The 26,000-nt window shown below is 40.8% G+C and carries 29 protein-coding genes; 21 read left to right on the forward strand and 8 right to left on the reverse strand.

The window, feature by feature from the left end:
* Nucleotides 1–119: 119 nt before the first annotated feature.
* A complete protein-coding gene (locus FGG15_RS02265) occupies nt 120–728 on the forward strand; it encodes a glutaredoxin family protein (RefSeq protein ID WP_161991899.1) in 609 nt (202 codons plus the stop codon).
* Nucleotides 729–735: 7 nt separating this feature from the next.
* On the opposite strand, the gene FGG15_RS02270 is transcribed toward FGG15_RS02265, so the two are convergent.
* From FGG15_RS02270 to porX, 8 genes are all read right to left on the reverse strand, one after another.
* The gene (locus FGG15_RS02270) at nt 736–2,412 is read right to left on the reverse strand and encodes a helix-turn-helix domain-containing protein (protein ID WP_138832787.1); all 1,677 of its coding nucleotides are present in this window, start codon (nt 2,410–2,412) and stop codon (nt 736–738) included.
* Nucleotides 2,413–2,440: 28 nt separating this feature from the next.
* On the reverse strand, nt 2,441–2,818 hold the full coding sequence (locus tag FGG15_RS02275) for a DUF4258 domain-containing protein (protein ID WP_138832789.1): 378 nt from the start codon (nt 2,816–2,818) through the stop codon (nt 2,441–2,443).
* Nucleotides 2,819–2,824: 6 nt separating this feature from the next.
* Nucleotides 2,825–4,024: an alanine dehydrogenase gene (locus FGG15_RS02280; protein WP_138832792.1), complete on the reverse strand. Its 1,200-nt coding sequence runs from the start codon at nt 4,022–4,024 to the stop codon at nt 2,825–2,827.
* 42 nt (nt 4,025–4,066) lie between these two features.
* Nucleotides 4,067–4,330 carry a hypothetical protein gene (locus FGG15_RS20265; RefSeq protein ID WP_237561724.1) on the reverse strand — a complete coding sequence of 88 codons (264 nt, stop codon included), beginning with the start codon at nt 4,328–4,330 and terminating at the stop codon, nt 4,067–4,069.
* Between the two features lie 11 nt (nt 4,331–4,341).
* Nucleotides 4,342–4,596, reverse strand: coding sequence for a hypothetical protein (locus FGG15_RS20270; protein ID WP_237561725.1), 255 nt, complete (start codon nt 4,594–4,596; stop codon nt 4,342–4,344).
* A gap of 87 nt (nt 4,597–4,683) precedes the next feature.
* Nucleotides 4,684–4,818 (reverse strand): hypothetical protein, encoded by a 135-nt coding sequence (locus FGG15_RS20360; RefSeq protein ID WP_262710822.1) that lies wholly within the window; start codon nt 4,816–4,818, stop codon nt 4,684–4,686.
* Nucleotides 4,819–4,992: 174 nt separating this feature from the next.
* A complete protein-coding gene (gene tsaE, locus FGG15_RS02290) occupies nt 4,993–5,409 on the reverse strand; it encodes a tRNA (adenosine(37)-N6)-threonylcarbamoyltransferase complex ATPase subunit type 1 TsaE (RefSeq protein ID WP_138832794.1) in 417 nt (138 codons plus the stop codon).
* A gap of 6 nt (nt 5,410–5,415) precedes the next feature.
* Nucleotides 5,416–6,960 (reverse strand): T9SS response regulator signal transducer PorX, encoded by a 1,545-nt coding sequence (gene porX / locus FGG15_RS02295; RefSeq protein WP_138832796.1) that lies wholly within the window; start codon nt 6,958–6,960, stop codon nt 5,416–5,418.
* A 36-nt stretch (nt 6,961–6,996) separates the two neighbouring features.
* Here porX and FGG15_RS02300 point away from each other — a divergent pair, with 36 nt between their 5' ends.
* The 20 genes from FGG15_RS02300 to hisIE all read left to right on the forward strand — a co-directional run bounded on the left by FGG15_RS02300 (nt 6,997) and on the right by hisIE (nt 25,959).
* Nucleotides 6,997–8,223, forward strand: coding sequence for an HD domain-containing protein (locus tag FGG15_RS02300; RefSeq protein WP_138832798.1), 1,227 nt, complete (start codon nt 6,997–6,999; stop codon nt 8,221–8,223).
* Between the two features lie 23 nt (nt 8,224–8,246).
* Nucleotides 8,247–9,278, forward strand: a complete 1,032-nt coding sequence (lpxD, locus tag FGG15_RS02305) for a UDP-3-O-(3-hydroxymyristoyl)glucosamine N-acyltransferase (RefSeq protein ID WP_138832800.1) — start codon at nt 8,247–8,249, stop codon at nt 9,276–9,278.
* On the forward strand, nt 9,265–10,671 hold the full coding sequence (locus FGG15_RS02310; protein WP_138832802.1) for a bifunctional UDP-3-O-[3-hydroxymyristoyl] N-acetylglucosamine deacetylase/3-hydroxyacyl-ACP dehydratase: 1,407 nt from the start codon (nt 9,265–9,267) through the stop codon (nt 10,669–10,671). Before lpxD ends, FGG15_RS02310 begins: the two co-directional genes overlap by 14 nt.
* Nucleotide 10,672: 1 nt before the next feature.
* Nucleotides 10,673–11,458: an acyl-ACP--UDP-N-acetylglucosamine O-acyltransferase gene (lpxA, locus tag FGG15_RS02315; protein ID WP_138832804.1), complete on the forward strand. Its 786-nt coding sequence runs from the start codon at nt 10,673–10,675 to the stop codon at nt 11,456–11,458.
* Between the two features lie 4 nt (nt 11,459–11,462).
* The gene (efp, locus tag FGG15_RS02320; protein ID WP_138832806.1) at nt 11,463–12,029 is read left to right on the forward strand and encodes an elongation factor P; all 567 of its coding nucleotides are present in this window, start codon (nt 11,463–11,465) and stop codon (nt 12,027–12,029) included.
* A 6-nt stretch (nt 12,030–12,035) separates the two neighbouring features.
* Nucleotides 12,036–12,974, forward strand: a complete 939-nt coding sequence (locus FGG15_RS02325; RefSeq protein WP_138832808.1) for a UDP-3-O-(3-hydroxymyristoyl)glucosamine N-acyltransferase — start codon at nt 12,036–12,038, stop codon at nt 12,972–12,974.
* A gap of 61 nt (nt 12,975–13,035) precedes the next feature.
* Complete coding sequence (gene sucD / locus FGG15_RS02330; protein WP_138832810.1) at nt 13,036–13,908, forward strand: succinate--CoA ligase subunit alpha; 873 nt, start codon at nt 13,036–13,038, stop codon at nt 13,906–13,908.
* A gap of 111 nt (nt 13,909–14,019) precedes the next feature.
* On the forward strand, nt 14,020–14,766 hold the full coding sequence (gene fabG, locus FGG15_RS02335; RefSeq protein ID WP_138832812.1) for a 3-oxoacyl-[acyl-carrier-protein] reductase: 747 nt from the start codon (nt 14,020–14,022) through the stop codon (nt 14,764–14,766).
* 5 nt (nt 14,767–14,771) lie between these two features.
* Nucleotides 14,772–16,805 carry a VWA domain-containing protein gene (locus tag FGG15_RS02340; protein ID WP_138832814.1) on the forward strand — a complete coding sequence of 678 codons (2,034 nt, stop codon included), beginning with the start codon at nt 14,772–14,774 and terminating at the stop codon, nt 16,803–16,805.
* 13 nt (nt 16,806–16,818) lie between these two features.
* On the forward strand, nt 16,819–17,634 hold the full coding sequence (locus FGG15_RS02345; protein WP_138832816.1) for a prohibitin family protein: 816 nt from the start codon (nt 16,819–16,821) through the stop codon (nt 17,632–17,634).
* 199 nt (nt 17,635–17,833) lie between these two features.
* The gene (gene hisG / locus FGG15_RS02350; protein ID WP_138832818.1) at nt 17,834–18,691 is read left to right on the forward strand and encodes an ATP phosphoribosyltransferase; all 858 of its coding nucleotides are present in this window, start codon (nt 17,834–17,836) and stop codon (nt 18,689–18,691) included.
* Nucleotides 18,691–19,974, forward strand: a complete 1,284-nt coding sequence (hisD, locus tag FGG15_RS02355; RefSeq protein ID WP_138832820.1) for a histidinol dehydrogenase — start codon at nt 18,691–18,693, stop codon at nt 19,972–19,974. The genes hisG and hisD overlap by 1 nt, the downstream gene beginning before the upstream one ends.
* On the forward strand, nt 19,971–21,020 hold the full coding sequence (hisC, locus tag FGG15_RS02360) for a histidinol-phosphate transaminase (RefSeq protein WP_138832822.1): 1,050 nt from the start codon (nt 19,971–19,973) through the stop codon (nt 21,018–21,020). Before hisD ends, hisC begins: the two co-directional genes overlap by 4 nt.
* Nucleotides 21,020–22,156, forward strand: a complete 1,137-nt coding sequence (gene hisB, locus FGG15_RS02365) for a bifunctional histidinol-phosphatase/imidazoleglycerol-phosphate dehydratase HisB (protein WP_138832824.1) — start codon at nt 21,020–21,022, stop codon at nt 22,154–22,156. The genes hisC and hisB overlap by 1 nt, the downstream gene beginning before the upstream one ends.
* 106 nt (nt 22,157–22,262) lie before the next feature.
* Nucleotides 22,263–22,847 carry an imidazole glycerol phosphate synthase subunit HisH gene (gene hisH / locus FGG15_RS02370; RefSeq protein ID WP_138832826.1) on the forward strand — a complete coding sequence of 195 codons (585 nt, stop codon included), beginning with the start codon at nt 22,263–22,265 and terminating at the stop codon, nt 22,845–22,847.
* 1 nt (nt 22,848) lies between these two features.
* On the forward strand, nt 22,849–23,265 hold the full coding sequence (locus FGG15_RS02375; RefSeq protein ID WP_138832828.1) for a GNAT family N-acetyltransferase: 417 nt from the start codon (nt 22,849–22,851) through the stop codon (nt 23,263–23,265).
* A 2-nt stretch (nt 23,266–23,267) separates the two neighbouring features.
* Nucleotides 23,268–24,053 carry a 1-(5-phosphoribosyl)-5-[(5-phosphoribosylamino)methylideneamino]imidazole-4-carboxamide isomerase gene (locus FGG15_RS02380; RefSeq protein ID WP_138832830.1) on the forward strand — a complete coding sequence of 262 codons (786 nt, stop codon included), beginning with the start codon at nt 23,268–23,270 and terminating at the stop codon, nt 24,051–24,053.
* Nucleotides 24,040–24,558, forward strand: a complete 519-nt coding sequence (locus tag FGG15_RS02385) for a DinB family protein (protein WP_138832832.1) — start codon at nt 24,040–24,042, stop codon at nt 24,556–24,558. Before FGG15_RS02380 ends, FGG15_RS02385 begins: the two co-directional genes overlap by 14 nt.
* 26 nt (nt 24,559–24,584) lie before the next feature.
* Nucleotides 24,585–25,340, forward strand: coding sequence for an imidazole glycerol phosphate synthase subunit HisF (hisF, locus tag FGG15_RS02390; protein ID WP_138832834.1), 756 nt, complete (start codon nt 24,585–24,587; stop codon nt 25,338–25,340).
* A 19-nt stretch (nt 25,341–25,359) separates the two neighbouring features.
* On the forward strand, nt 25,360–25,959 hold the full coding sequence (hisIE, locus tag FGG15_RS02395) for a bifunctional phosphoribosyl-AMP cyclohydrolase/phosphoribosyl-ATP diphosphatase HisIE (RefSeq protein WP_138832837.1): 600 nt from the start codon (nt 25,360–25,362) through the stop codon (nt 25,957–25,959).
* Nucleotides 25,960–26,000 lie beyond the last annotated feature (41 nt).

Here is a 26,000-nt window from a genome sequence, read left to right on the forward strand (position 1 = left end):
TTGATTATTGTCCCAAACATATTCTTGATAAATTGGAGTATGCATGTCTGTAAACACTTTATATAATGATGAAAGCGCAAAAGAATAATCAAACTAACATAATCTATAATTTCTTTTTAATGTCGTTATTGTCGCTGCAATTATTGCATTCCCAAAACGAAGAGATAGAACTAATAACACAGCAATCAGATAGCAGTTTAACATTTATTGCAAAAAACAGTTCTGATGTAACTAATCAATTTACACTGGACATTATAGTAAAAAACCTAATTGGCTATCAAGGCCCAATTACCAAATTGATTCCCGCCAATGGTTCCGAACAAATAATTGTACTTGCTATTCCAGAGGGACCTTGGTCTTACGAAACCAACTATACCTATAAGGCTGCTCCTACAAAGGAGGAGTTAATAAGACAAAAGAAACGCATCAAACAAGAATTCCTAAATTCATTGAATGCGAATGAAAGTACCCTGGTGGTTTTTTATGGAGAAGGGTGTCCCCGTTCTATATATGCAAAAGAAATGTTGGAACGAAAGAAAATACCCTTTACATATTTGGACGCTTCTTCTAACGAGTATTATTCCAAGGTTATGTTTGAACTTATAAGACAAAAAGAACCAAATGTTGAACGGGTACAGTATCCTGTGATTATGGTAGATGATCAGTTAGAGTACGACATAGAAAACCTACGGTGGTATCTAAAGCAACTGATTGCTACTAGAAAATAACCTTGACTTAAATTTCTTTGACAAGCTGTTTAATGAATACTCCAGGTGTCACAGCAATTTTTCGCTTCAGGGATTTTGTGAATACTGGGAGGGAATTAAATCCATAATATTCTGCTATTTGAATCATTGACATAGACTTGGCCATAGTTGGATTTTCTTTCAGATGATTTATGGCATAGGTTATTCGTATATCCTTTAGGTAACTGGAAAAGTTTTGCCCTTTGTAATGGTTTATGGTTTGGGACAAATAAGTACTATTGGTCTTTATCATCTTGGCCAAATCGTGCTGGGTAACCGACCCGTCCAAAAAACCAAGTTCCTTTTCCCATAGGTTTAAGCTGTCCAAGACAGTGGACAACATTTGTGTGTCCAGCTTGTCATCGGTATTTTGGATGCCTTTAGCTTGGCGTTTTTCAACCTGAACGGGCTGGGACATTACCTTGGCCAATCTTTGCCTGGTGCCGCGGTATTTTAGATAATAGCCTGTGCAGCCTATGAGCAGAACGGCGCTCACGGTGTAGAACACAATTAGAAGCTTATTCCTTCTATTGATAGCCTGACTTAATGATGATTTTTCTTCCATTTCCAATGGCAGGTCCAGTTCGTTCAACGTTATCTCACGTATTCTTTCCTGCGTGTCGGTTAACAGGCTATCATAATAAACTAGACGATGCAAGTATTCCTTTTCGGCCTTATTGTCATTTTGATTTATAGCCTCTTTAAGAAGATGTTGATAGACTTGATTGGCATTGTCAAATAAGGGATAATCCAGGTTTTTCAAAATACTATCATACGATTTAAAATAGCTTGTTTTTAAATAACTTTTTCCTATTTGCCCTTCAATCATACCTAGATAATAAAATTTATCCGCTTTAGATGTCCCGCGTGCGTCTTGTATATAAAGGATAAGTGTGTCACGAGATCGATTATATAAACCATCGTAGTAGTCCAATTGTGCTCTTAAAACTTGTAGATCTTCAAATTCCGAAGAATCCTTAATAGTTAGGGCAGATTTAATGGCCTTCTTGAGGTACGATCGAGCAGAATCTGTTTTTCGTGCATATGCGTAACACCTTGCCATATTATGCAGGCATAATGTTTTGTTATAGTCATAATCATCTATATGAGTCTTGTACTTATCAAGATATTTCAATGCTTTCTTTGAAAAAACAATACCCTCACTTTCTTGCCCGAACTCAGCTTTTAAGTTACCCAAATGAGAAGAACTCCTAGCAACTATTTTATGGTTCTTGGCCTTTTTTGACCAATAAAGGCAGTTGATCATTGCATAAACTGCTTGCGCGTCCTGGTGGTCATTATAATATAGGTGAGCTTGAGTATAGTATGCCATGCTCTTGAAGTAGAAATAATCCTGCCCTTGCTTGTTTTGAATGGCATTTATAATAGCGAAAGCCGTATCCAGTGTTTTTAATCCTACGGAATAATCTAAATCCCAAGATTTCAATCTATAGGCTATTGCCAATTGAAGTGTGTCTTTTTCTCTTTTCGCCTTGCTAATATGATAATCGAAATATGTATTTCTATAAGTCTCCCCATCTTGTGACCATTTTTGTCTAAGCTCATTGTAATTAAGGTCAAACAGTGGTTTTTCTCCGTATTCTTGTGCAAAAGCAACTACACAATTGAGCAAAAAGCAGAGAATTACACAGGCTGATTTATACATGGCAAATTATTGCGTGGAATCTTTAACATTATTGAGATGTGGCACTAATACTTTCCAAAACGACTTGCTTCTGACAGTTTCTAAGAATTCCTACATATAACTTGTCATCAAGTTCTTTTTCTATGTGATAGGTTTTACAAGGCTCCGACTTGGTATCACTTTTCCCAAAATCAATATCTCCATCCTGTAAAAAGGATTGGATCAACAGGGTATCCCTGAATTGCTCTGGGACCTGTTCCCCAAAAGACAATGGCTTGGAACGCATGTCCTTGAGTACTCTACAGTTGGGAAAATAGCAGAAATCAATCCCATTTTCCCCAGATTTTTTCTTGAGAAAGAAAACAAGAAATACAATCCCTATGGACAGTCCTACTAGATACCATCCCAAGCGCCTTAAAAATACCATTCCGTATTAAAAAATTAGAAAGTTAATATCATTATAGGTGAGGCCAAACCAGTCGCCTACAGATTTATTGGTTAGGATGCCATGATACATGTACAACCCATTTCGCAAACCTTTGTCAAATCGTAACGAGTTTTCCAATCCACCATCTTCACCAATTTTCAGCAAATAGGGTGTAAAGATATTACTTATGGAAATACTGGAGGTCCTTGGGTAACGGGACGGGATATTGGGAACCCCATAATGGATTACGTCAAACTTTTCTACAGTGGGTTTGTCATGGCTGGTCACTTCCGTGGTTTCAAAACAGCCGCCCATGTCTATGCTGACATCAATAATCACAGCGCCCTTTTTCATGTTCTCTACCATAGAACTTGAAACCACAATTGGGGAACGGTCCTTTCCCCGGGCCGCTCCGATGGCCACATCACAGCGTTTCAATGCCTTTAATAAATTCTTGGGCTGGATGGTGGAGGTGTAAACTGTTTGATTAAGATTGGTCTGTATATTCCTTAGTTTGGTGATGGAATTGTCAAATACCTTAATGTTGGCTCCTAGACCCAAGGCCGACCGCGCCGCAAATTCACCCACCGTTCCTGCGCCAATGATCACGACTTCCACAGGGGGAACACCACTAATATTTCCGAACATGAGTCCATTGCCCTTGTTGGTGGTGGCCATCAACTCGGATGCAATTAAGATGGAAGAAATTCCAGCAATCTCACTAAGGGATCTAACGGCTGGGTACTTCCCGTCCTCATCCCGGATGTACTCAAATGCAATAGCAGTCAATCTTTTCTTGGCCAAGGTTTCAAAGTATTCCTTGGATTGTGTCTTAATTTGTAAAGCAGAAATAACAATGGTCTGTGGATTGATCAAGTCAATTTCCGAAAGGGTGGGGGGTTCCACCTTGAGAATAATGGGACAGGAAAAAACCTTTTTGGTGTCCCGGCTAATTTCTGCACCAGCTTCTGTGTAATCTGCATCCGTAAAGTTGGCACCTTCCCCTGCTCCTGACTCAATAAGTACCCTATGTCCATGAGCAGATATGGCATTGACTGCATCCGGCGTAAGACAAATACGTTTTTCCTGATATTGGTTTTCTTTGGGAATACCGATAAAGAGCTCACCTTTCTGCTTGAGAATCTCTAGGGTTTCTTCTTGGGGTAAGAGTTGTTGTTTACTAAAAGGAGAGGAAGGTTGGTCCATACAATGTAAATCTGAAAGAACCGCATCGGGTTTAAAACAAATTTACATTTTTTTTGAAAGGGTGTGCTGCCGCTGTTCCAGTTTCTCGCGTTCCTTGCGCAGTTCTTCTTTCTCTTTCAAGATTTGAAGTTCCGTATCCATCGCATCCAAATCAATTCCGTGAACATGCTTGTCAATTAATTTGATACGTATAAAATAAACTACAGGGACAACTACCATTGTAATAGCAATCACATAGAAAACCTCGTTTTCATCAACCCTTTCAGAATTGTTACTGACAGCGCTGAACAGTTGAAAACTGTACATGGAAATTGGAATCAAAATCGCATGGTACCACCATTGTACCATATGACCAATAAAATTAGAGGAATTGTTTTTAATAGGTAATACCAAACTGCGGTTCGTGCGTCCGCAAAACCATTGGAAGTAATCTCAAAAAAAAGAAAATCCAAAGAATCAGTATCGTTAGGTAAATATTTATAGGAATAAAACAGAACGGGGGACAATGCTATAATAAGTGTAATAAGCCCCTCAACAATCAATCTTTTCCGTACATTCTTGTCATTGCGCATACCCATATAACTGAATAAGCTAGATTTTATTGTACAAAAAACCCCTCCGAAGAGGGGTTAAAAGAAATGACTTTTATTTTACACTTCTTAATGTTTGCCTATTTTTTTCTTTTCTACATTAACCGTCTGATCTTGGTCAACGTCAATAACGTTGGTAGAAACAGCAGTCATTGCTAAGAAAGCAATTGCAAGCACTCCAAAAAATAATCTTTTAGTGTTCATCGTAAAAGAGTTTTTGGTTAATAAATGAATTCATTTCAATAACAAATGTAGGAAAAATTACTTACCCACGATGCATTTCATCGATAAAAATTGCATTTAATCCAAAAAAGGGAACTTTTTACCGAATTCGATACCGTTTATCGAAATGTTCAAATAAGGTAGATGAATTAATGTTTACTCCAGACTAAACTCGATTGAACGGGTGTTTTCATCGATAAAGTGTAAGTAAATGGATACAGCTTGGGTAGGCAACAAGGAGCTTACTTTCTCAGGCCATTCCATAAATAGCCAAGCTTCCGAAGACAGATAGTCCTCCAGACCCAGATCCAACGCTTCTGCTTCATTTTCAATTCGGTAAAAATCAAAATGGTATCCCAATAGCAGACCCTGTAGATCATGGTATTCGTTTACCAAACCAAAAGTTGGGCTACTGGCCTCATCAACCCCATCCAAATTTTTAACCAAGGCCCTGATCAATGTAGTTTTACCCGCTCCCATTTCACCATAAAAAAGAAGTGTCTTATGTGGAACCGTGTCCAAAATGGTTTGGGCCACCTGATCAATTTCCGATAACTGAAAGGTACGTTTCAAACTGTGTTATTTTGGATCCAAAACTACAAAAGGAACGATCATTTCTTCCAAAGAAACTCCCCCATGTTGATAGGTGTTCCTGTAATAACTTACATAGTGGTTGTAGTTATTGGGATATGCGAAGAACATATCATTTTTGGCAAAAATGAAACAGCTGCTCAAGTTTATATTGGGAAGATGTATGTCTTGCGGATTTCTTGAAGCCAAGACTTCCTTATTATTATAGGTAAGACTTCTTCCAGTTTTGTATCTGAGGTTTAAACTGGTGGCTTTGTCCCCAATAACTTTGGAAGGTTGTTTTACATTGATGGTTCCGTGATCGGTGGTCAAAATGAGCTTCATGCCTAGGGATTGCGCTTGTTGCACAATGTCCAACAAAGGTGAATTTTTAAACCAGCTCAAGGTCAACGAGCGGTAGGCCTTGTCGTTGGCAGCCAGTTCCTTAATCACTTCCATTTCTGTTTTGGAATGGGAAAGCATGTCCACAAAATTGTAAACCAGTACAGTGAGGTCATTGTCTTTTTGGGATTTAAAATTCTGCGCCAATTGCTTCCCCTGTCTCAGGTTGCTGATTTTATGGTATTCCCATTTGATATCCATACCCAGTCTTTTTAGTTGGGCACCAAGGAACTCCGCTTCAAACAAATTTTTGCCTCCTTCATCCGTATCGTTTTTCCACCAATCCGGATGTCTTTTTTCCATATCCAAGGGCATCAATCCCGAAAAGATGGCGTTTCTGGCATACTGCGTGGCAGTGGGCAAGATACTGCAATAGGAGCTCTCTTGTTTTTTCTTATAGTGAACGGCCAAGGTTTCTTCAAAGGCCAGCCATTGATCATATCTAAGGTTGTCAATAACAACCAAAAGGGTTTTCTGGTTTTCAATCTCAGGTTGAATCTTTTTTCTGAACAAGGTGTGCGACATGGTTGGGCCATCTCCATCCTTGAACCAATCCTGATAGTTTTTGTCCACAAACTTGCTGAATTGGGAATTGGCCTCTACCTTTTGGGATTCCAAAATTTCAAACATTCCTGAATCTTCAATTTCTTCTAACTGAAGTTCCCAATAAATGAGTTTTTTGTACAGTTCTACCCATTCGTCATAGCTGTTCACCATGGACAAGTCCATTGCAATTTTCCGAAATTCTTGCTGGTAATTTGCTGTGGTTTTTTCAGAGACCAGTCTGGAGTTGTCCAAACTCTTTTTAAGTGAAAGTAAAATTTGATTTGGATTAACCGGCTTAATCAAATAATCTGCAATTTTTGACCCAATGGCTTCATCCATAATATACTCCTCTTCACTTTTGGTAATCATGACCACAGGGATGGAGGCGTCGTATTTTTTTATCTCGTTCAGGGTTTCCAGACCAGAGATGCCTGGCATGTTCTCGTCCAGAAAAACAATGTCAAAAAAAGTATTTCGTATCTCCTCCAGCGCATCTTGTCCGCTTTGGCTGGTCACTACTTTGTAGCCCTTGTTTTCAAGAAAAAGGATATGGGGTTTTAATAGGTCAATTTCATCATCGACCCATAGAATTGTGATCTTGTTCATATAGTGGTTATCTTTGCGGAATTAAACACAAAGCCCTTGGTACAGACCAATAAGCTCAAAGTATTTAACGATCCAATTTACGGTTTTATTGGAACTCCCAATGAACTTATTTTTGAGCTGATCGCCCATCCATATTTTCAACGATTGCGTAGAATTTCCCAAATGGGGATGTCCTATCTGGTTTATCCTGGTGCGCACCATACCCGATTTCACCATGCCCTGGGGAGTATGCATTTAATGACCAAGGCCATTCAGACCTTGCGTTGGAAAAATATTGAAATCAGCAAGGAAGAGGAAACGGGTTTGCTCTGTGCTATTTTGCTTCATGATATAGGACATGGCCCATTTTCACATGCTTTGGAGGGATTTGTGGTTCCCGGCCTCCAGCATGAACAGCTGTCCCTGAAATTCATGACGGCTTTGAACAAGGAATTTGATGGGCAATTGGATATGGGCATTTCTATATTCAAAGGAGAATATCCTAGGCCATTTTTAAATCAATTGGTGTCTAGTCAGTTGGATATGGATCGTTTGGACTATTTGAAACGCGACAGTTTCTATTCCGGGGTTACCGAAGGCAACATCAATTCCGAACGTTTAATCTCAATGTTGAACGTGGTGGATGGGAATTTGGTGGTTGAAGAAAAGGGGATCTATGCGGTGGAGAAGTTCCTTATGGCCCGAAGATTTATGTATTGGCAGGTGTACTTGCATAAAACAGGACTTTGTGCGGAACAAATGTTGATTCGGATTATGCAGCGAGCCAGAAAGTTGGTCAATGAAGGTAATGTATTGGAGGGAAGTGAAGCCTTTCTGTTTTTCTTAAAAGGTATTTCGGGAACGTCAATTCCAGCCACGACATTAAACAAGTTTGCCCAGCTGGATGACGTGGACGTGGTATCAGCCATCAAATCGTGGCAACAACATTCAGATGTAGTACTGTCCAAACTTTGCCAAATGGTATTGAACAGAAATCTGTTGAATGTAAAAATCAAAAATCGGCCCATTGCTCCGGAGAAACTGGGAGATAAATTGGAACAGGTACGAAATGAATTGGGGTTATCAGCATCAGATGCAACCTGTTTTGTGTTCACAGGAGAGATATCAAACAAGGCGTATAGTGGGAATCATCAAGCCATTAGCATCTTAAAGAAAAATGGCAAAGTCACCGATGTGCTAAAGGAATCGGACCAACTTAGCTTAAAGGCCTTATCCAAGACAGTGACCAAATATTACTGCTGCTATCCCAAACAAGCCGTTTAACAAATTTTGTTACTTTTGCAGAAATGAAATTTACAGCCACCCAAATTGCCGGAATTTTAGAGGGAGAAGTTGAGGGTAATCCTCAAATTGCTGTCCACAAATTATCTAAAATAGAAGAGGGGGAAAAGGGTTCTTTGACCTTCTTGGCCAATCCAAAGTACACCTCCTATATATACTCTACCAAGGCTTCCATTACCATTGTAAATAAAGATTTTATCCCAGAGCAGGATTTATCAACCACTCTTATTAAGGTGGATGATGCCTATAAATCCTTTTCGAAGCTGTTGGAATACTATAATCAGGTAAAGAATAACAAGGTAGGGATTGAAAGCCCTTGTTTTATTTCTGAGTCTGCTTCCTATGGGGAAGGTTTTTATTTTGGGGCCTTTTCCTATTTGGGAAACAACGTAAAAATAGGCAAGGATGTGAAAATATACCCCAATGTATACATTGGCGACAATGTTACCATGGGAGACAACGTATTTGTTTTTGCCGGGGCAAAGATTTATTCAGAATCCATTATTGGAGACAATTGTGTAATCCACAGTGGGGCCATTATCGGTGCGGATGGGTTTGGGTTTACACCTAACTCCAATGGCGAATACAGCAAGGTTCCCCAGACCGGAAATGTTGTTCTGGAGGATAACGTGGATGTGGGTGCTGGTACCACCATAGACCGAGCCACTTTAGGTTCAACCATACTTCGGAAAGGAGTGAAGTTGGACAATCAAATACAAATAGCACACAATGTTGAAATTGGTGAGAACACTGCAATTGCTGCCCAAACGGGAGTTGCCGGTTCCACTAAAATAGGAAAGAACTGCCTTATTGGAGGGCAAGTAGGAATTGTGGGCCACATCACTATCGGTGATCGCGTAAAAATTCAAGCGCAATCTGGAATTGGACGCAACATCAAGGATGACGAAGTTCTCCAAGGATCCCCTGCCTTGAATTATGGCGATTACAATAAATCTTATGTACACTTTAAGAATTTGCCGAAACTGGTAAATCAAATCTCCAACTTAGAAAAAAAAATTGACAGTGAGCAAGACTAGCGTAAAGCAGCGCACTATAAAAGACAAGGTTACCCTGAAAGGTGTAGGCTTGCATACCGGGGAGGATGTAACAATGACCTTCGTTCCCGCCAAGGAAAACCATGGATTTGCCTTTAAACGCGTTGACCTCGAAGGTGAGCCCATCATTGAGGCCGATGCCAACTATGTGGTAAACACACAGCGAGGTACCAACTTGGAAAAAAATGGGGTCAAGATCCAAACTTCTGAACATGTGCTTGCCGCCTTGGTTGGTTTGGACGTTGACAATATCCTAATAGAACTGGATGCACCAGAACCCCCAATCATGGATGGTTCTTCCAAATTCTTTGTTGAGGCATTGGAAGAAGCTGGTATTGTAGAGCAGGAGCAGAATCGTGAGGAGTATGTTGTAAAAGATGTAATTTCTTATAAGGATGAGGCAACCGGAAGCGAGATTACGGTGATTCCGGCTGAGGAATACAAAATTACCACTATGGTAGATTTTGGAACCAAAGTATTGGGAACCCAAAATGCCACCTTGCAGCATATTTGCGATTTTAAGGAAGAAATTGCAGATGCCCGTACCTTTAGCTTTCTTCACGAACTTGAAATGCTCTTGGAGCATGGTTTGATCAAGGGTGGAGATTTGAACAATGCCATTGTTTATGTGGACAAGGAGATTTCTGAATCCACCATGAAAAAATTGGAAAAGGCGTTCAATAAAGAAAAACTTTCGGTTAAACCCAATGGAATTCTTGATAATTTAACCCTACATCACCCAAACGAGGCAGCAAGACATAAACTGCTGGATGTAGTAGGGGATTTGGCTTTGGCCGGAACTCGAATTAGAGGTAAGGTTATTGCCAACAAACCAGGTCATTTTGTAAATACCCAATTTGCCAAAAAACTTCAGAAAATAATAAAGCAGGAACGTCGAAATTATGTCCCCGATGTGGATTTGAGTGCACCTCCCGTAAAGGATGTGAACCAGATTATGGATATGCTCCCACACAGGCCACCGTTTTTGCTGGTTGACAAGATTTTGGAATTATCCGAGGAGCATGTGATTGGGTTGAAGAACGTTACTATGAACGAGCCCTTTTTTGTTGGGCACTTTCCAGGAGCACCGGTAATGCCAGGAGTTTTACAGATTGAGGCCATGGCCCAAACTGGAGGTATTTTGGTGCTGAGTACAGTTCCTGACCCGGAAAATTATCTTACATATCTATTGAAAATCGATAACGTTCGATATAAACATCAGGTAGTGCCAGGGGATACGCTTATCTTTAAGTTGGACCTTTTATCTCCAATCCGAAGGGGTATCTGTCAGATGGTAGGAAGGGCCTATGCCAACGGTAGGTTGGTTTCGGAAGCTGAAATAATGGCTCAAATCACTAAAGTAAAGGGAGAATAATATGAATCAACCGCTGGCTTATGTCCATCCGGGGGCTAAAATTGCCAAGAATGTGGTAATTGAACCCTTCACCACTATACATAATAATGTAACCATAGGCGAAGGAACCTGGATCGGTTCCAACGTGACTATAATGGAAGGAGCACGTATTGGTAAAAACTGCAATATTTTTCCTGGAGCGGTTATTTCTGCCACTCCCCAAGACTTAAAATATCAAGGGGAAGAAACTACAGTTCACATAGGTGATAATACAACCATTAGGGAATGCGCTACCATTAATAAAGGTACTGCAGACCGAATGAAGACGGTCATTGGCAACAATTGCCTAATCATGGCGTATTGTCATATTGCGCACGATTGTTTTATTGGGGATAACTGCATTTTCAGTAACAATTCCACTTTGGCCGGTCACGTGACCATAGGCACCAATGTAGTTTTGGCCGGAATGGTGGCCGTACATCAATTCGTTTCCATAGGAAACCACGCTTTTGTTACTGGTGGTTCGTTGGTAAGAAAGGATGTGCCACCTTATGTAAAAGCCGCGAGGGAACCTTTATCCTATGTGGGTATAAATTCCATTGGGCTGCGCAGACGCGGATTTACATCGGATAAAATCAGGGAAATCCAGAATGTATATAGGATTCTTTATCAGCAAAATTATAACAACACTCAAGCCGCTTCAATCATAGAGGCTGAAATGGTGGCCACCCCTGAACGGGATGAAATACTTCAATTTATAAGAGATTCCCAACGAGGAATTATGAAAGGATACTTTAGTTCAAATTAAGATTATGGCAAATACATCCGATATACGAAAAGGACTGTGCATAAAATACAATCATGATATCTTCAAGATTGTGGAATTTCTTCATGTGAAACCTGGAAAGGGTCCCGCTTTCGTGAGAACAAAACTCAAAAGTGTCACAACTGGCAAAGTGATTGATAATACGTTTTCTGCAGGACATAAAATAGAAGACGTTAGGGTGGAGACGCGTTCCTATCAGTACCTTTATGCCGAGGGAGATACTTTTCATTTTATGAATACGGATGATTACAACCAGATTTCATTGGAGAAAAGTTCCTTGGATGCTCCAGATTTGTTGAAAGAAGGCGAAGTGGTAACCATCCTGTTCAACACGGAGGATAGCATGCCACTTTCTGTGGAAATGCCAGCCAGTGTTATTTTGGAAGTGACCCACACAGAACCGGGAGTAAAAGGTAATACCGCCACCAACGCCACAAAGCCTGCCACGGTTGAAACCGGAGCGCGTATCAATGTCCCCCTGTTCATTAACGAAGGGGATAAAATCAAAGTGGACACAGAAAAAGGCAACTACCAAGAGCGGGTAAAAGAGTAATACGGAATGAAATTTCCTAGAACCTATAGCTTAAAGGAAATATCAGAATTAATTGATGCCAAATTTGTGGGAAGTGAAGACTTTCCGGTATTGGGCATGAATGAAATTCACGTGGTGGAGGAAGGTGACATTGTATTTGTGGATCACCCAAAGTACTACGACAAAGCTTTGGCTTGCAAAGCATCGGTGGTCTTGATCAATAAAGAGGTGGAATGTCCAGAAGGTAAGGCCCTTTTAATTTCGGATAATCCGTTCAGTGATTTTAACAAGCTTACCCAACATTTTTCGCCATTTATTGCAGCAAGTTCTGCTATAGCTGATTCTGCCGAAATAGGAGAAGGTACCGTAATTCAACCCAACGTATTTGTAGGGAACAATGTAAAAATTGGTAAAAACTGTTTGATACACGCCAATGTTTCCATTTACGATAATTGCCTTATTGGAGATAATGTAATCATACATAGTGGTACCGTCTTGGGATCGGATGCTTTTTATTACAAGAAGAGGGAAGAAGGGTTTGAGCGGTTGTTATCCAGCGGAAGGGTAGTTGTTGAAGACAATGTGGATATTGGCGCATCCTGCACTATAGACCGGGGAGTTACCGGAGATACCACTATTAAGGAATGGACCAAGTTGGACAATCAAATACAAATAGGGCATGATACCATAATCGGTAGAAAGTGTCAAATTGCTTCACATACGGGCATCGCTGGCTGTGTGGTGCTCGAGGATGAAGTAGTTCTTTGGGGACAAGTTGGTGTTATTAGTGCCATTACCATTGGAAAAGGAGCTGTGGTATATGCACAATCTGGAGTGGCCAAAAGTTTAGAGGGTGGAAAGGCCTATTTTGGTAGTCCGGCTGAGGAAGCACGAACTAAAATGAAGGAAATAGCCACGCTAAAAAACCTTCCATCACTGCTAAAAAAGATAACAGGAAATAGCTAATAAAATACTTTAACTTTTAGCACCAATGACATACTTTTGTCGAGGCTAACAAATATAAAATATGAGTGTCCTAGTAAATAAAGATTCAAAAATTATTGTCCAAGGCTTCACAGGAAGTGAAGGAACCTTCCATGCAGGTCAAATGATTGAGTATGGAACCAATGTTGTAGGAGGGGTTACCCCTGGAAAAGGTGGTCAGGAACATTTGGGCAAACCTGTTTTCAATACCGTGGAAGATGCGGTTACGAAAGTAGGAGCGGACACGAGCATCATATTTGTACCCCCAGCGTTTGCTGCTGATGCGATCATGGAAGCTGCGAGTGCCGGAATAAAGGTGATTATTACCATCACAGAAGGCATCCCGGTTGCAGATATGGTAAAAGCCAATGACTATATCAAAGAATTGGATTGTACTTTAGTAGGGCCCAATTGCCCAGGAGTTATCACTCCTGAGGAAGCCAAAGTTGGCATCATGCCCGGGTTTGTGTTTAAAAAAGGAAACGTCGGAATTGTTTCCAAGTCCGGTACGTTAACCTATGAAGCTGCTGATCAGGTAGTTCGCCAAGGATTGGGTATTACTACGGCCATTGGTATTGGAGGAGACCCCATTATCGGAACCACAACCAAAGAAGCAGTTGAGCTTTTGATCAATGACCCAGATACAGAATGTGTAGTGATGATCGGGGAGATTGGTGGTCAGTTGGAAGCTGACGCTGCCCAATGGTATAAGGAAAGCGGAAGCTCGAAACCCATAGTTGGTTTCATTGCTGGTGAAACCGCTCCTGCTGGTAGAACCATGGGGCATGCTGGTGCTATAGTTGGAGGTAGTGATGACACTGCGCAGGCCAAGAAAAGAATAATGCGGGAATGTGGAATCCATGTTGTGGATTCTCCGGCTGAGATTGGCGTAAAGGTCAAGGAAGTTGTTGGATAATCCAACCGTTAAAACTATTGTAAATCCCGTTTCTAACGGGATTTTTTTTCGCTAAAACCTAAAACAAAAACTATATTTGAATATCAACCATTCAAACTAACTTGGAATATTATGAAACTATTGGAAGGCAAAAATGTCATCATTACCGGAGCAAGCAGAGGAATAGGTAAAGGAATAGCTGAGGTGTTTGGCAAAGCTGGCGCCAATGTAGCTTTTACATATAGCTCCAGTGAAGCTCCTGCGTTGGAACTGGAAAAGGAATTATCTGCCATGGGAGTTAAGGCGAAGGCCTATAAAAGTAATGCAGCTAGTTTTGAGGAGTCCCAAGAGTTAGTGGCTAAGGTCTTGGAAGATTTTGGGGGAATCGATGTGCTGATCAACAATGCAGGTATCACTAAGGATAAGCTGTTGATGCGAATGGGAGAAGAAGATTTTGATACGGTGATTGAGATCAATTTGAAATCGGTGTATAATATGACTAAGGCGGTGCAACGCACAATGCTTAAGCAACGCCAAGGCTCCATCATCAATATGAGCAGCGTTGTTGGGGTAAAAGGCAACGCTGGACAGGCAAACTACGCCGCTTCAAAAGCAGGAATGATTGGTTTTACAAAATCCGTTGCTTTGGAGCTTGGATCTCGAAATATCCGCTGCAATGCTATAGCCCCAGGTTTTATTGAAACCGAAATGACAGGCAAGTTGGATGAAAAAATGGTGCAAGAGTGGAGAGATGCCATCCCTTTAAAACGGGGGGGTAATCCAGAAGATGTCGCCAATGCCTGTTTGTTTTTAGCTTCGGACTTATCAGCTTATGTTACCGGTCAGGTGCTCAATGTGGATGGGGGGATGCTAACCTAAATTGAATGGAAATACGAACGGTACTACTGATACTCCTAGCGGCCATTGTCGCCCTTACCATCGTATTTTATCAATACTTCCATAAAAATCCCAGGAAAGGATTTCAAAGAATTATTTTGGCCTCCTTGCGATTTTTGACTCTTTTTTGTGCCCTATTATTATTAATTAACCCTCAATTTGTTAAGCGTGATTATTTTGTTGAGAAAAGCAAGCTGGTGCTATTAGTGGACGAATCATTGTCCATGGATACACGTACAGATCAAGCTGGTATTCAGGAACATTTGAATGTCTTGGCCCATAATGACGCGGTGCAAACAAGGTTTGAAATCCACGAATACGGTTTCGGAAATGGGGTAAATCCATTGGACTCCGTTCAATTTAATCAGAACAATACGGATATATACAAGGCACTTACCGATATAAATGAAATTTTTGGGAACCATCCCAAGTCCATACTGTTATTTACTGATGGCAATCAAACATTGGGTAGGGATTATGAATACCTTGATTTAAACAACAATAGTACGGTTCACGCTGTAGTAATTGGAGATACGACCCAGTACGAAGATTTGTCCGTTAGGTTGATCAATACCAATACCTATGCTTTTTTGAAAAACAAGTTTCCTTTGGAAGCACAATTGGAATATAGGGGAAACCGGGAAGTTACCAAATCCGTGTCGGTGCTGATGGATGGAAAAACAGTTCACCGAGAAAACATACAATTTTCAGGTTCAAAACGCAGTCAAACACTTAATACTTTAATTGAGGCTCAAAGTGTAGGTGTGAAGCCGTTGCGCGTACATGTGGAACCACTTCAAAACGAGCGGAATTCCTTCAATAATATGAAGGAGACAGCTATTGAAATTATTGATGAAAAAACCAAAATAGGGATTGTTTCGGACGTACTGCACCCGGACATTGGTGCGCTTAAAAAATCAATTGAAACCAACGAACAGCGAACGGTGGTGTTATTGAAACCTACGGATAGTGCTGAAAAATTCAATGATGTGGGACTTTTTATTTTGTATCAACCCACCCGTAGGTTCAAAAATGTTTACGAGCGTATAGATCAAATTGGGGCCAACAAATTTACTATTGCCGGACGTAAAACAGATTGGCTTTTTTTAAATCAAATACAGAGTAGTTTTTTTAAAGAACGGCTAAATCAAACCGAAGAGATAATCCCGGCATTGAACAATGGCTTTAGCTTATTTGGATTGGGCAATTTTTCTGTCCAGGGATACCCCCCATTGGAAGGGCAATTGGGAGACATCGAATTCAAAAAAGAATCCGAAACTCTTTTGTTTCAACGCATTCGTGGGGTTGATTTGGATGCGCCATTGTTTTCCATTCTTACCGAAGGGAAGCAACGGGAAGCTATTCTATTTGGTGAAAACCTTTGGAGATGGAGAGCTCAAAACTATCGGAACAATCAGAATTTTGAGGATTTCGATGCTTTGATAAGCAAGCTAATGGTGTATTTATCCAGTAATAGTGGAAGAAATAGGTTAGAGTTGGATTATGACAGGGTTTTTGATGACGCGAGTCTAGCCAAAGTCAGGGCTTCTTATTATGATGAGAGCTATACTTTTGATTCTGCGGCCAGTTTGAAGATAAGCATACAGGCCAAGGAAAATGATTTTTCACGTGAAGCTCCATTATTGCTTAAAGGCTCTTATTACGAAACAGACCTGAGTGACCTCCAAGCGGGCGAATATGATTTTACCGTTACTGAGGAAAGTGAAAACCTCAAAAGGTCTGGTAGTTTTAAGATTCTTGATTTCAATCCGGAAAAACAAACATATTCTTCAAATTTTGCTAAGCTTCAACGCTTGGCTCAAAACAATAATGGAAACGCCTATCTACCCGACCAAATGAATGAATTGGCCGAAGAACTTTCCAACTCCCAACAATACACTCCAATCCAAAAGAGCACCCAAAATGTCGTATCTTTAATAGATTTTAAAGTGCTCTTAGGCATCATGGCCCTGACACTTGCTCTGGAATGGTTCATCAGAAAATACAAAGGATTAATTTAAATAAATACTAGAAATGGAAAGATTACCAAAGATTGCCCTGCCAGCTGTGGCGGCCATCATTTTTGTCATCATTATAATCTCTAAATCAGCTGTTACAATAGGCTCAGGTGAGGCTGGGGTATTATATAAAACCTTTAGTGATGGGGTAGTGACGGACAAACCCCCATTGGGCGAAGGTTTTCACCTTGTGGCACCATGGAACAGGGTTTATATTTATGAAGTACGAAGACAGGAGATATTTGAGAAAATGAAAGTGCTCTCGTCCAATGGGTTGGATATCCAGTTGGATGCATCGGCATGGTATCAGCCAAAGTATAACGAGCTTGGAAAATTGCACCAAGAAATTGGTGAAAATTACCTGCAACGAATCATATTGCCCACAATCAGATCTGCGGCCCGTAGTGTGGTTGGACGGTATACACCTGAACAGTTGTATTCCAGTAAAAGAGACGCTATTCAAGCTGAAATATTTGAGGAAACCAAAAAAATCGTTGAAACACAGCATATTCTTTTGGATGATATTCTAGTAAGGGATGTAACCTTACCACCAACCATCAAGGAAGCAATTGAGCGTAAATTGAAACAAGAGCAAGAATCTTTGGAATATGAATTTAGGTTGGTAACTGCTCAAAAGGAAGCAGAGCGTCAGAGGATTGAAGCCCAAGGTAAGGCAGATGCCAACAGAATCCTGAGTGCTTCACTAACCGATAAGATTTTACAGGATAAAGGAATTGAGGCAACCTTGAAACTATCAGAATCCCCAAATTCCAAAGTAGTAGTGGTTGGATCCAGTGGGGATGGTTTGCCCTTGATTTTGGGAAATAACTAAATCACTCTTTTTTGATAAAAAAATATATACTACTTTTGAACCCATAATGAGAAACAGAAACACACATCATCATTTTTATACTTGCCCTCAAGCGAGATAGAGATGTATTGTTGTTTTTAAAATATATTCTAACCCGTTTGAGAAATCAAACGGGTTTTGTTTTTAAGCCTGTTTGGTTCCAAACAAAACAAAAGCAAGAATGACAAAGATTAGAATCGCAGTACAAAAGAGTGGAAGGCTGAATGACGATTCCCTCAAGATTTTAAAAGATTGCGGTATTGCCATAGACAACGGCAAAGATCAGCTAAAAGCCACAGCCAGGAATTTTCCTTTGGAAGTGTTCTATCTCCGAAACGGAGACATTCCCCAATACCTAAGGGATGGGGTTGTTGACATTGCTATCATAGGAGAAAATGTACTAATCGAGAAAGGAGAGGACATTGCAGTAGTTGAAAAATTGAATTTCTCTAAATGCAGGGTCTCGCTGGCTGTTCCAAAACGAATGGACTACGAGACCGTCAAGGATTTTGAAGGGAAACGAATCGCCACTTCATATCCAAACACGGTTAAAAAATTCTTTAAATCCAAAGGAGTTTCAGCTGATTTGCACATCATCAATGGTTCCGTGGAAATTGCTCCCAACATTGGATTGGCTGATGGCATTTGTGATATTGTTTCCAGTGGCAGTACACTCTTCAAAAACAATCTCAAAGAAGTAGAGATTATTTTAAAAAGCGAGGCGGTTCTTGCGGTTTCACCAGAGATTTCAGAAGAGCGGAAAGAGATACTCGAAAGACTACAGTTTCGGATAAAATCCGTTTTACAGGCCCGTCAGAACAAATATGTCCTTTTAAACGCTCCCAATGATAAGTTGGAAAGAATCATTTCCATTTTGCCGGGAATGCGCAGCCCCACAGTTTTGCCCTTGGCTGAAGAAGGTTGGAGTTCGGTACATACAGTAATCAACAGGGACACCTTCTGGGAAGTTATTGATGAGCTAAAGCTTGCTGGAGCAGAAGGCATTTTGGTTTGCCCAATTGAAAAAATGGTAGTCTAATGGAGCGCATCGATTATCCAAACAAGGAAAGTTGGAAGCTTATTTTGGAACGACCTACCGAGTCCGTGAGTGATATTGAAGGTGTGGTAGATGCCATTTTTAGCGAAGTCAAAGAAGGAGGAGATGAGGCCATTAAAGCCTACACCCAAAAATTTGACCAAGTGGAATTGGAATCGATTTTGGTAGGTCAAAACGAAATCCAAGACGCTTTAAAAGAAGTTCCGAAACAATTACAAGATGCCATTTCCTTGGCCAAAAACAATATTGAAAAATTTCACGCGGCCCAAAAAACGGAAAGAGTTGGCATGGAAACCATGCCGGGAGTGAAGTGTTGGCAAGAAAAAAGACCTATCCAAAAAATTGGACTTTATATCCCTGGGGGAACTGCTCCGCTTTTCTCCACCATATTGATGTTGGCTGTTCCTGCGCAGCTGGCAGGTTGCAACGAAATTGTACTATGTACCCCGCCAGATAAGCAAGGAAAAATAAACCCTGCCATTCTCTATTCAGCACAATTATGTGGAGTCACCAAAATTTTCAAGGTTGGGGGTATCCAGGCTATTGCCGGAATGACCTTTGGAACAGGATCAATCCCCAAAGTGTATAAAATATTTGGACCCGGGAACCAATATGTCACGGTTGCCAAACAATTGGCCACCAAATTTGGTGTTGCTATTGATATGCCAGCAGGCCCCAGTGAGCTTTTGGTGGTTGCAGACGATTCGGCAAATGCAGCTTTTGTGGCGTCTGACTTATTGAGTCAAGCAGAGCATGGTGTGGATAGCCAGGTAATTTTGGTATCCACTTCAGACAGACTCTTGACCGAGGTTTCTGCAGAAATCAAGGAACAACTGGAAGCATTGCCCAGAAAAGACATTGCTCAGAAATCAATCGCCAACAGTAAACTGATTTTGTTGCGCAATGATGAGCAGGCATTGGAGCTGATTGACGAGTATGGGCCCGAACATTTTATTGTTTGTATGGAAAATGAGGAGTTTTATACCCGGAATGTTTCCAATGCCGGCTCGGTTTTTATTGGCAATTATACCCCGGAAAGCGCAGGCGATTATGCTTCCGGAACCAACCATACGTTACCTACCAATGGCTATGCCAAGCAATATAGTGGGGTAAATTTGGATAGTTTTATGAAGAGTATGACGTTTCAAAAAATCTCAGCGGAAGGAATCCAACAGATTGGTGGTGCCATTGAGTTGATGGCAGAAGCGGAAGGGCTTCAGGCACACAAAAATGCGGTAACACTTAGGCTAAACAGTTTAGAATGACCTCTATCTTCAACATAGAAAACTTGGTAAGGAAATCCGTGAAAGGCCTCAAACCGTATTCTTCCGCTCGTGATGAATATGTGTCTGACGGAAGTGCTATGGTTTTTCTGGATGCCAATGAAAATCCATTCGACAATGGGGTCAACAGATATCCGGACCCACAGCAGAGAAGCCTAAAAGCCTTGTTGTCTGATCAAAAAGGAGTTTCTGAACAAGGCATCTTATTGGGAAATGGTAGTGATGAAGTCCTGGATTTGATTTTTAGGGCCTTCTGTGAACCCAATCAAGACAACATTATTACCCTACCACCAACCTATGGAATGTATAAAGTATTGGCTGGCATCAATGCTGTTGAAAATAGAGAGATACTCTTGACCGAGGATTTTCAACCAGCTGTTGACCAAATATTGGGGGCTGTGGACGACAAAACCAAGTTGATATTTATCTGCTCTCCCAATAATCCAACAGGCAATGCATTTGATTCTGGAGCAATACGAGAATTGCTTGACAATTTTAGGGGTATTGTGGTTATTGACGAAGCCTATATCGACTTTTCAAAAACCAAAAGTTGGTTGGGGCAACTTGAGCAATATCCCAATTTGATTGTGACCCAGACCTTGTCCAAGGCATATGGCATGGCGGGTATTAGGCTAGGGGTCTGCTACGCTTCAGAAGAAATTATTACCATTCTGAACAAAATCAAACCTCCTTACAATGTCAATCAATTGACCCAGGAAAAAGCCTTTGCTAGGGTTTCGGACACATCCGTTGTTGCGAATGAGGTAAATCAGATTCTTAAAGAACGTGATGCTCTTGAAAATGCATTGGAGGAATTGGACTTTGTGCAAAAAATATACCCTTCGAATGCTAATTTTCTATTGGTAAAAGTGGATGATGCCAATAAAAGATATGATGAGCTTATTCAAAATAGGGTGGTGGTCCGCAATAGGAGCAATCAGCCCTTGTGTGCTAATACGCTTCGGTTGACCGTGGGTACCCCGGAGGAAAATAAAAAGTTGATAGCCACCTTAAAACAGTTACAATAATGGGAAAGAAAGTGCTATTTATAGATCGGGACGGGACCATCATCAAAGAGACCGTGGACGAACAGATTGATGCCTTTGAGAAAATGATATTCTACCCCAAGGCGTTTACTTTTTTGGGTAAAATTGCCAAAGAATTTGACTATGAATTGGTGATGATCACCAATCAGGATGGGCTGGGGACAGAAGTATTTCCCGAGGACACCTTTTGGCCTGTGCACAATTTTATCCTGAAATCTTTTGAAAACGAAGGAGTAGTCTTTGATGAAATTTTTATCGACCGGACTTTCCCCAAAGATAATGCAGATACTAGAAAACCTGGAACTGCTTTACTGACAGCATATTTTTCCGATGCTTATGATTTGGGTAATTCCTTTGTTATTGGAGATCGTTTGACCGATGTTGAACTAGCTAAAAATCTGGGAGCTAAAGGAATTTTTGTTAATGACGATACACAATTGGGCACTTCAGAAATTACGGTAAAACAGGAAGAACTTGAGGATTACATTGCTTTGGAAACCAATGATTGGGAGAAGATTTATGAGTTTTTGAAACTGAGCAATCGAACCGCGGAAATAACTCGAAAGACGAATGAAACGGACATTAGGATAAAACTAAACTTGGACGGAACTGGTAAAAGTAACATAGCTACAGGACTTTCCTTTTTTGATCATATGTTGGACCAATTGGCACGTCATGGTCAAATGGACTTGGATATCAAAGTTGATGGTGATCTGCACGTAGATGAACACCACACCATTGAAGATACTGGGATTGCACTGGGGGAAGTCTTCTACGAAGCCTTGGGCAATAAACTGGGTATAGAACGCTATGGTTTCTGTTTACCCATGGATGATTGCCTTGCCCAGGTAGCCATTGATTTTGGAGGACGAAATTGGTTGGTATGGGAAGCCGAGTTTAAACGCGAAAAAGTGGGAGATATGCCCACAGAAATGTTCCACCATTTCTTTAAATCGTTTACAGACGGTGCCAAGGCCAATTTGAATGTTAAAGCTGAAGGAACCAACGAACACCATAAGATTGAGGCCATTTATAAAGCATTTGCCAAGGCTATAAAAATGGCTGTAAAAAGAGATGTGGAGAAAATGGTGCTCCCGTCAACCAAGGGAATGCTATAGGTTGGATGATTGTGGAAGGATGGTCAACACATGGAATTCTATGGAAAGTGAATTCGTCCAAGTCGAGAAATTAGTGTCAAACCATTAAGAAGTTGAGAGAGAAAAAATGAAACTTGTCATACTTGATTATGGAGCTGGAAATATCCAAAGCATAAAATTTGCTATTAGACGCCTAGGCCACGACGCCATTTTAACGGATAAGGTAGATGAGATCCTAACCGCGGACAAGGTAATTTTCCCTGGAGTGGGAGAAGCCAGTTCAGCAATGGAAAAATTGCGTTCCAGTGGATTGGATAAAATCATTCCAGGATTGAAACAACCCGTTTTGGGAATTTGTCTGGGAATGCAATTGATGTGTAATTCTTCCGAGGAAGGCGACACCGGCGGATTGGGCATTTTTGATTTGGATGTGGTACGATTCCCAAACTCGGTCAAGGTTCCACAGATAGGATGGAATCAAATTGAAGGTCTGAAATCTGACCTCTTTAGTGGAATTCCTGAAAAGTCCCATATTTATTTGGTGCATAGTTTTTATGCCCCACTGGGAGCTAATACCATTGCATCCAGTGAATATGCTTTGAACTATAGTGCTGCGCTGCAAAAAGATAATTTTTATGGAGTGCAATTTCACCCTGAAAAGAGCAGTGATGTTGGAAGTTTGATCTTGGAAAATTTTTTAGAAACCATCTGATATGACCTATTATATATCATCGGATAAGCAGCGATTGGACATAGACAAAGTGCACCAGGCCATTAAGGCATCCTATTGGGGAAATTACAGATCTATGGAAATGACCAAGACTACCATAGAACAATCCATGTGCTTTGGAGTGTATTCCGAAATGGAGGGGCAGCTTGGTTTTGCCCGGGTATTGACGGACCATGTGGTTTTTGCTTACATCATGGATGTAATCATATTTGAGCCTTATCAGGGTAAGGGATTGGGTAAAAAGTTGATTCAGTATATACTGGACCAGCCGGAAATTAACAAAGTTCATACAGTGGCACTAAAGACAAAGGATGCCCATAAGCTCTATGATACCTTTGGATTCCAGAAAGTAGGGGATTCGGATATGTGGATGGCCATGGACAAGGCAAAATACAATTGAAAATGAGACTTATTCCAGCTATAGATATCATTGACGGAAAGTGCGTTAGACTCTCCAAAGGGGATTATGACACCAAAAAGGTGTATAACGAACATCCTTTGGAGGTTGCCAAAGCTTTTGAAGATCACGGAATTCAATTTTTGCATTTGGTGGACTTGGATGGCGCCAAATCCAAACATATTGTCAATCACAAGGTTTTGGAAACTATCGCTTCAAAAACCAACTTAAAGATTGATTTTGGCGGAGGACTAAAGTCAGACGAGGATTTACATATTGCCTTTGAGTCTGGAGCAAACCAGATAACTGGAGGAAGTATAGCAGTCAAAGACAAAGAAGTATTTACAGCTTGGTTACAGAAATTCGGCTCGGCCAAAATTATTTTGGGTGCCGATGCCAAGGACGAGAAGGTGGCGGTATCTGGCTGGCAGGAAGAATCCGACCAATCTTTGATACCATTTATCCAATCGTATCAGAAAAAAGGAATTGCGTATGTCATCTGCACCGATATTAGCAAGGATGGTATGTTGGAAGGCCCAGCTTTTGATTTGTACCAAAAGATTTTGGACAAAACCAAAAAGGTGGAGACCAGAATCAGTGGAAGTGGGGTGGAGGATATAGAGATTCCCGGAATTCATTTGATTGCGAGCGGAGGTATTTCGGCTTATGAAGAACTTCCAAAATTGGCGGCCCTTGGCTGTGAGGGAACCATTATTGGTAAGGCTATATATGAAAATAAAATCAGTTTAAAACAACTGGAAAAATACATTTTGGAACATGGAGTCAACTAATCAATTGCAAAACGAAGTGATTCAAAATGCAATGTATCGTATGGATGAAAGTTTGCGCATGGTCAAAATCTGTTTGGACAAGCTTTCAGAAGATGTGATTTGGAAAAAACCCAATACATCAACCAATAGCATTGGTAATTTGATACTGCATTTATGCGGAAACATTACACAATACGGCATCGCATCTTTGAGAGGATTGGACGACAATAGAAATAGGGATGCGGAATTCTCTGCTTTTGAAGGATATAACAAAACCGAATTATACCAGAAGCTTTTGGATACGGTTGAAGGTGCAAAAAAGGCTTTTCAAGAAGTGTCTTTGGAAGAGTTGATACGAAAGCGCTCCGTTCAGGGATTTGAATTCTCAGGAGTTGGGAATATCATTCATGTAGTGGAACACTTTTCATATCATACTGGACAGATTGCGCTGTGGACCAAGATGTTGAACAATGCAGATTTAAGATTCTATGATGGGGTGGATTTGAATATAAAGAATGAGGAATAAGAACGAAATTTAGGTGACGAAAAGATATGCTTACAAAACGAATCATTCCATGCCTTGATATTAAAGACGGACGTACCGTGAAAGGCGTAAACTTTGTGGATCTTAGGGATGCTGGTGACCCGGTTGAATTGGCAGCAATTTATGCCCAAGAAGGCGCTGACGAGCTGGTTTTTCTGGATATTTCCGCAACGGAGGAGAAAAGAAAAACCTTGGCTGAATTGGTGTATCACGTGGGGGAGAAAGTAAATATACCGTTCACTGTTGGGGGTGGAATTTCCTCAGTGGAAGACGTGGACATATTGCTCAAAAATGGAGCGGATAAGGTTTCCATAAATTCTTCAGCAGTCAAAAGGCCAGAACTGATCAATGAATTGGTAAGTAAATTTGGATCGCAATGTATTGTTGTGGCCATAGATGCCAAACAGATTGATGATCAGTGGAAAGTGCACTTGGTAGGAGGAAAGGTGCCTACTGAAATAGATCTGTTCCAATGGGCCAAAGAGGTGGAGCAGCGTGGTGCAGGAGAAATCCTGTTCACTTCTATGGATCACGATGGCACCAAGAATGGATTTGCCAATGAAGCCTTGGCCCAATTGTCAGCATTGGTTAACATCCCGGTGATTGCCTCAGGGGGTGCAGGAAGTATTTCCCATTTTACGGATACCTTCACCGCGGGAAAAGCGGATGCAGCTTTAGCGGCTAGCATCTTTCACTTTAAGGAAATAAGTATTAAAGAATTAAAATCAGAACTTAGGGAAGAAGGCATTCCTGTACGATTATAACAATATCAATCTCTTACAAATGGAAGTAGATTTCAATAAAAACCCAGATGGATTAATACCAGCCATCATCCAGGATGCGAAGACCAAAAATGTGTTGATGTTGGGATATATGAACCAAGAGGCTCTGGAGAAGACCCAAAAGACCAATAAAGTCACTTTTTTTAGTCGGACCAAACAACAGCTTTGGACCAAAGGGGAGGAAAGTGGAAACTTTTTGGAGTTGGTAGGTATGAAATTGGATTGTGATCGTGATACCATCTTGGTGCAGGTCAATCCTGTTGGTCCCACTTGTCACAAAGGAACAGATACCTGCTGGGGGGAAGAAAATGAGCAGAGTTATGGTTTTCTTTCACAACTGGAGGCGGTAATTGCTTCACGAAAGGATGACAAGGAAAATCCAGATAGCTACGTGGCCTCCTTGTTTCGAAAAGGAATCAATAAAATTGCACAAAAGGTTGGTGAGGAAGCGGTAGAAACTGTTATTGAGGCAAAGGATAACGACGACGATCTATTTTTGGACGAAAGTGCTGACCTCTTGTTTCATTATTTGATACTCCTGCAAGCCAAGGGTTATCATTTGAATGATATTGTACAAACCCTTCAGAAACGCCATAAATAGGAGTAAACAAATGCGTTAAGGTTTCTCTAAAGCCTTAGGGA

Origin of the sequence: Flagellimonas algicola, assembly GCF_005937185.1 — a bacterium.
Taxonomy (GTDB): Bacteria; Bacteroidota; Bacteroidia; order Flavobacteriales; family Flavobacteriaceae; genus Flagellimonas; species Flagellimonas algicola.

What these genes read in the sequence shown, in the direction of transcription:
- FGG15_RS02265 (WP_161991899.1), top strand. Translation starts at nt 120, where the DNA reads ATGTCGTTATTGTCGCTGCAATTATTGCATTCCCAAAACGAAGAGATA.
- FGG15_RS02270 (WP_138832787.1), bottom strand. Translation starts at nt 2,412, where the DNA reads ATGTATAAATCAGCCTGTGTAATTCTCTGCTTTTTGCTCAATTGTGTA.
- FGG15_RS02275 (WP_138832789.1), bottom strand. Translation starts at nt 2,818, where the DNA reads ATGGTATTTTTAAGGCGCTTGGGATGGTATCTAGTAGGACTGTCCATA.
- FGG15_RS02280 (WP_138832792.1), bottom strand. Translation starts at nt 4,024, where the DNA reads ATGGACCAACCTTCCTCTCCTTTTAGTAAACAACAACTCTTACCCCAA.
- FGG15_RS20265 (WP_237561724.1), bottom strand. Translation starts at nt 4,330, where the DNA reads ATGTACAGTTTTCAACTGTTCAGCGCTGTCAGTAACAATTCTGAAAGG.
- FGG15_RS20270 (WP_237561725.1), bottom strand. Translation starts at nt 4,596, where the DNA reads ATGCGCAATGACAAGAATGTACGGAAAAGATTGATTGTTGAGGGGCTT.
- FGG15_RS20360 (WP_262710822.1), bottom strand. Translation starts at nt 4,818, where the DNA reads ATGAACACTAAAAGATTATTTTTTGGAGTGCTTGCAATTGCTTTCTTA.
- porX (WP_138832796.1), bottom strand. Translation starts at nt 6,960, where the DNA reads ATGAACAAGATCACAATTCTATGGGTCGATGATGAAATTGACCTATTA.
- lpxD (WP_138832800.1), top strand. Translation starts at nt 8,247, where the DNA reads ATGAAATTTACAGCCACCCAAATTGCCGGAATTTTAGAGGGAGAAGTT.
- lpxA (WP_138832804.1), top strand. Translation starts at nt 10,673, where the DNA reads ATGAATCAACCGCTGGCTTATGTCCATCCGGGGGCTAAAATTGCCAAG.
- efp (WP_138832806.1), top strand. Translation starts at nt 11,463, where the DNA reads ATGGCAAATACATCCGATATACGAAAAGGACTGTGCATAAAATACAAT.
- FGG15_RS02325 (WP_138832808.1), top strand. Translation starts at nt 12,036, where the DNA reads ATGAAATTTCCTAGAACCTATAGCTTAAAGGAAATATCAGAATTAATT.
- sucD (WP_138832810.1), top strand. Translation starts at nt 13,036, where the DNA reads ATGAGTGTCCTAGTAAATAAAGATTCAAAAATTATTGTCCAAGGCTTC.
- fabG (WP_138832812.1), top strand. Translation starts at nt 14,020, where the DNA reads ATGAAACTATTGGAAGGCAAAAATGTCATCATTACCGGAGCAAGCAGA.
- FGG15_RS02340 (WP_138832814.1), top strand. Translation starts at nt 14,772, where the DNA reads ATGGAAATACGAACGGTACTACTGATACTCCTAGCGGCCATTGTCGCC.
- FGG15_RS02345 (WP_138832816.1), top strand. Translation starts at nt 16,819, where the DNA reads ATGGAAAGATTACCAAAGATTGCCCTGCCAGCTGTGGCGGCCATCATT.
- hisG (WP_138832818.1), top strand. Translation starts at nt 17,834, where the DNA reads ATGACAAAGATTAGAATCGCAGTACAAAAGAGTGGAAGGCTGAATGAC.
- hisD (WP_138832820.1), top strand. Translation starts at nt 18,691, where the DNA reads ATGGAGCGCATCGATTATCCAAACAAGGAAAGTTGGAAGCTTATTTTG.
- hisC (WP_138832822.1), top strand. Translation starts at nt 19,971, where the DNA reads ATGACCTCTATCTTCAACATAGAAAACTTGGTAAGGAAATCCGTGAAA.
- hisB (WP_138832824.1), top strand. Translation starts at nt 21,020, where the DNA reads ATGGGAAAGAAAGTGCTATTTATAGATCGGGACGGGACCATCATCAAA.
- hisH (WP_138832826.1), top strand. Translation starts at nt 22,263, where the DNA reads ATGAAACTTGTCATACTTGATTATGGAGCTGGAAATATCCAAAGCATA.
- FGG15_RS02375 (WP_138832828.1), top strand. Translation starts at nt 22,849, where the DNA reads ATGACCTATTATATATCATCGGATAAGCAGCGATTGGACATAGACAAA.
- FGG15_RS02380 (WP_138832830.1), top strand. Translation starts at nt 23,268, where the DNA reads ATGAGACTTATTCCAGCTATAGATATCATTGACGGAAAGTGCGTTAGA.
- FGG15_RS02385 (WP_138832832.1), top strand. Translation starts at nt 24,040, where the DNA reads ATGGAGTCAACTAATCAATTGCAAAACGAAGTGATTCAAAATGCAATG.
- hisF (WP_138832834.1), top strand. Translation starts at nt 24,585, where the DNA reads ATGCTTACAAAACGAATCATTCCATGCCTTGATATTAAAGACGGACGT.
- hisIE (WP_138832837.1), top strand. Translation starts at nt 25,360, where the DNA reads ATGGAAGTAGATTTCAATAAAAACCCAGATGGATTAATACCAGCCATC.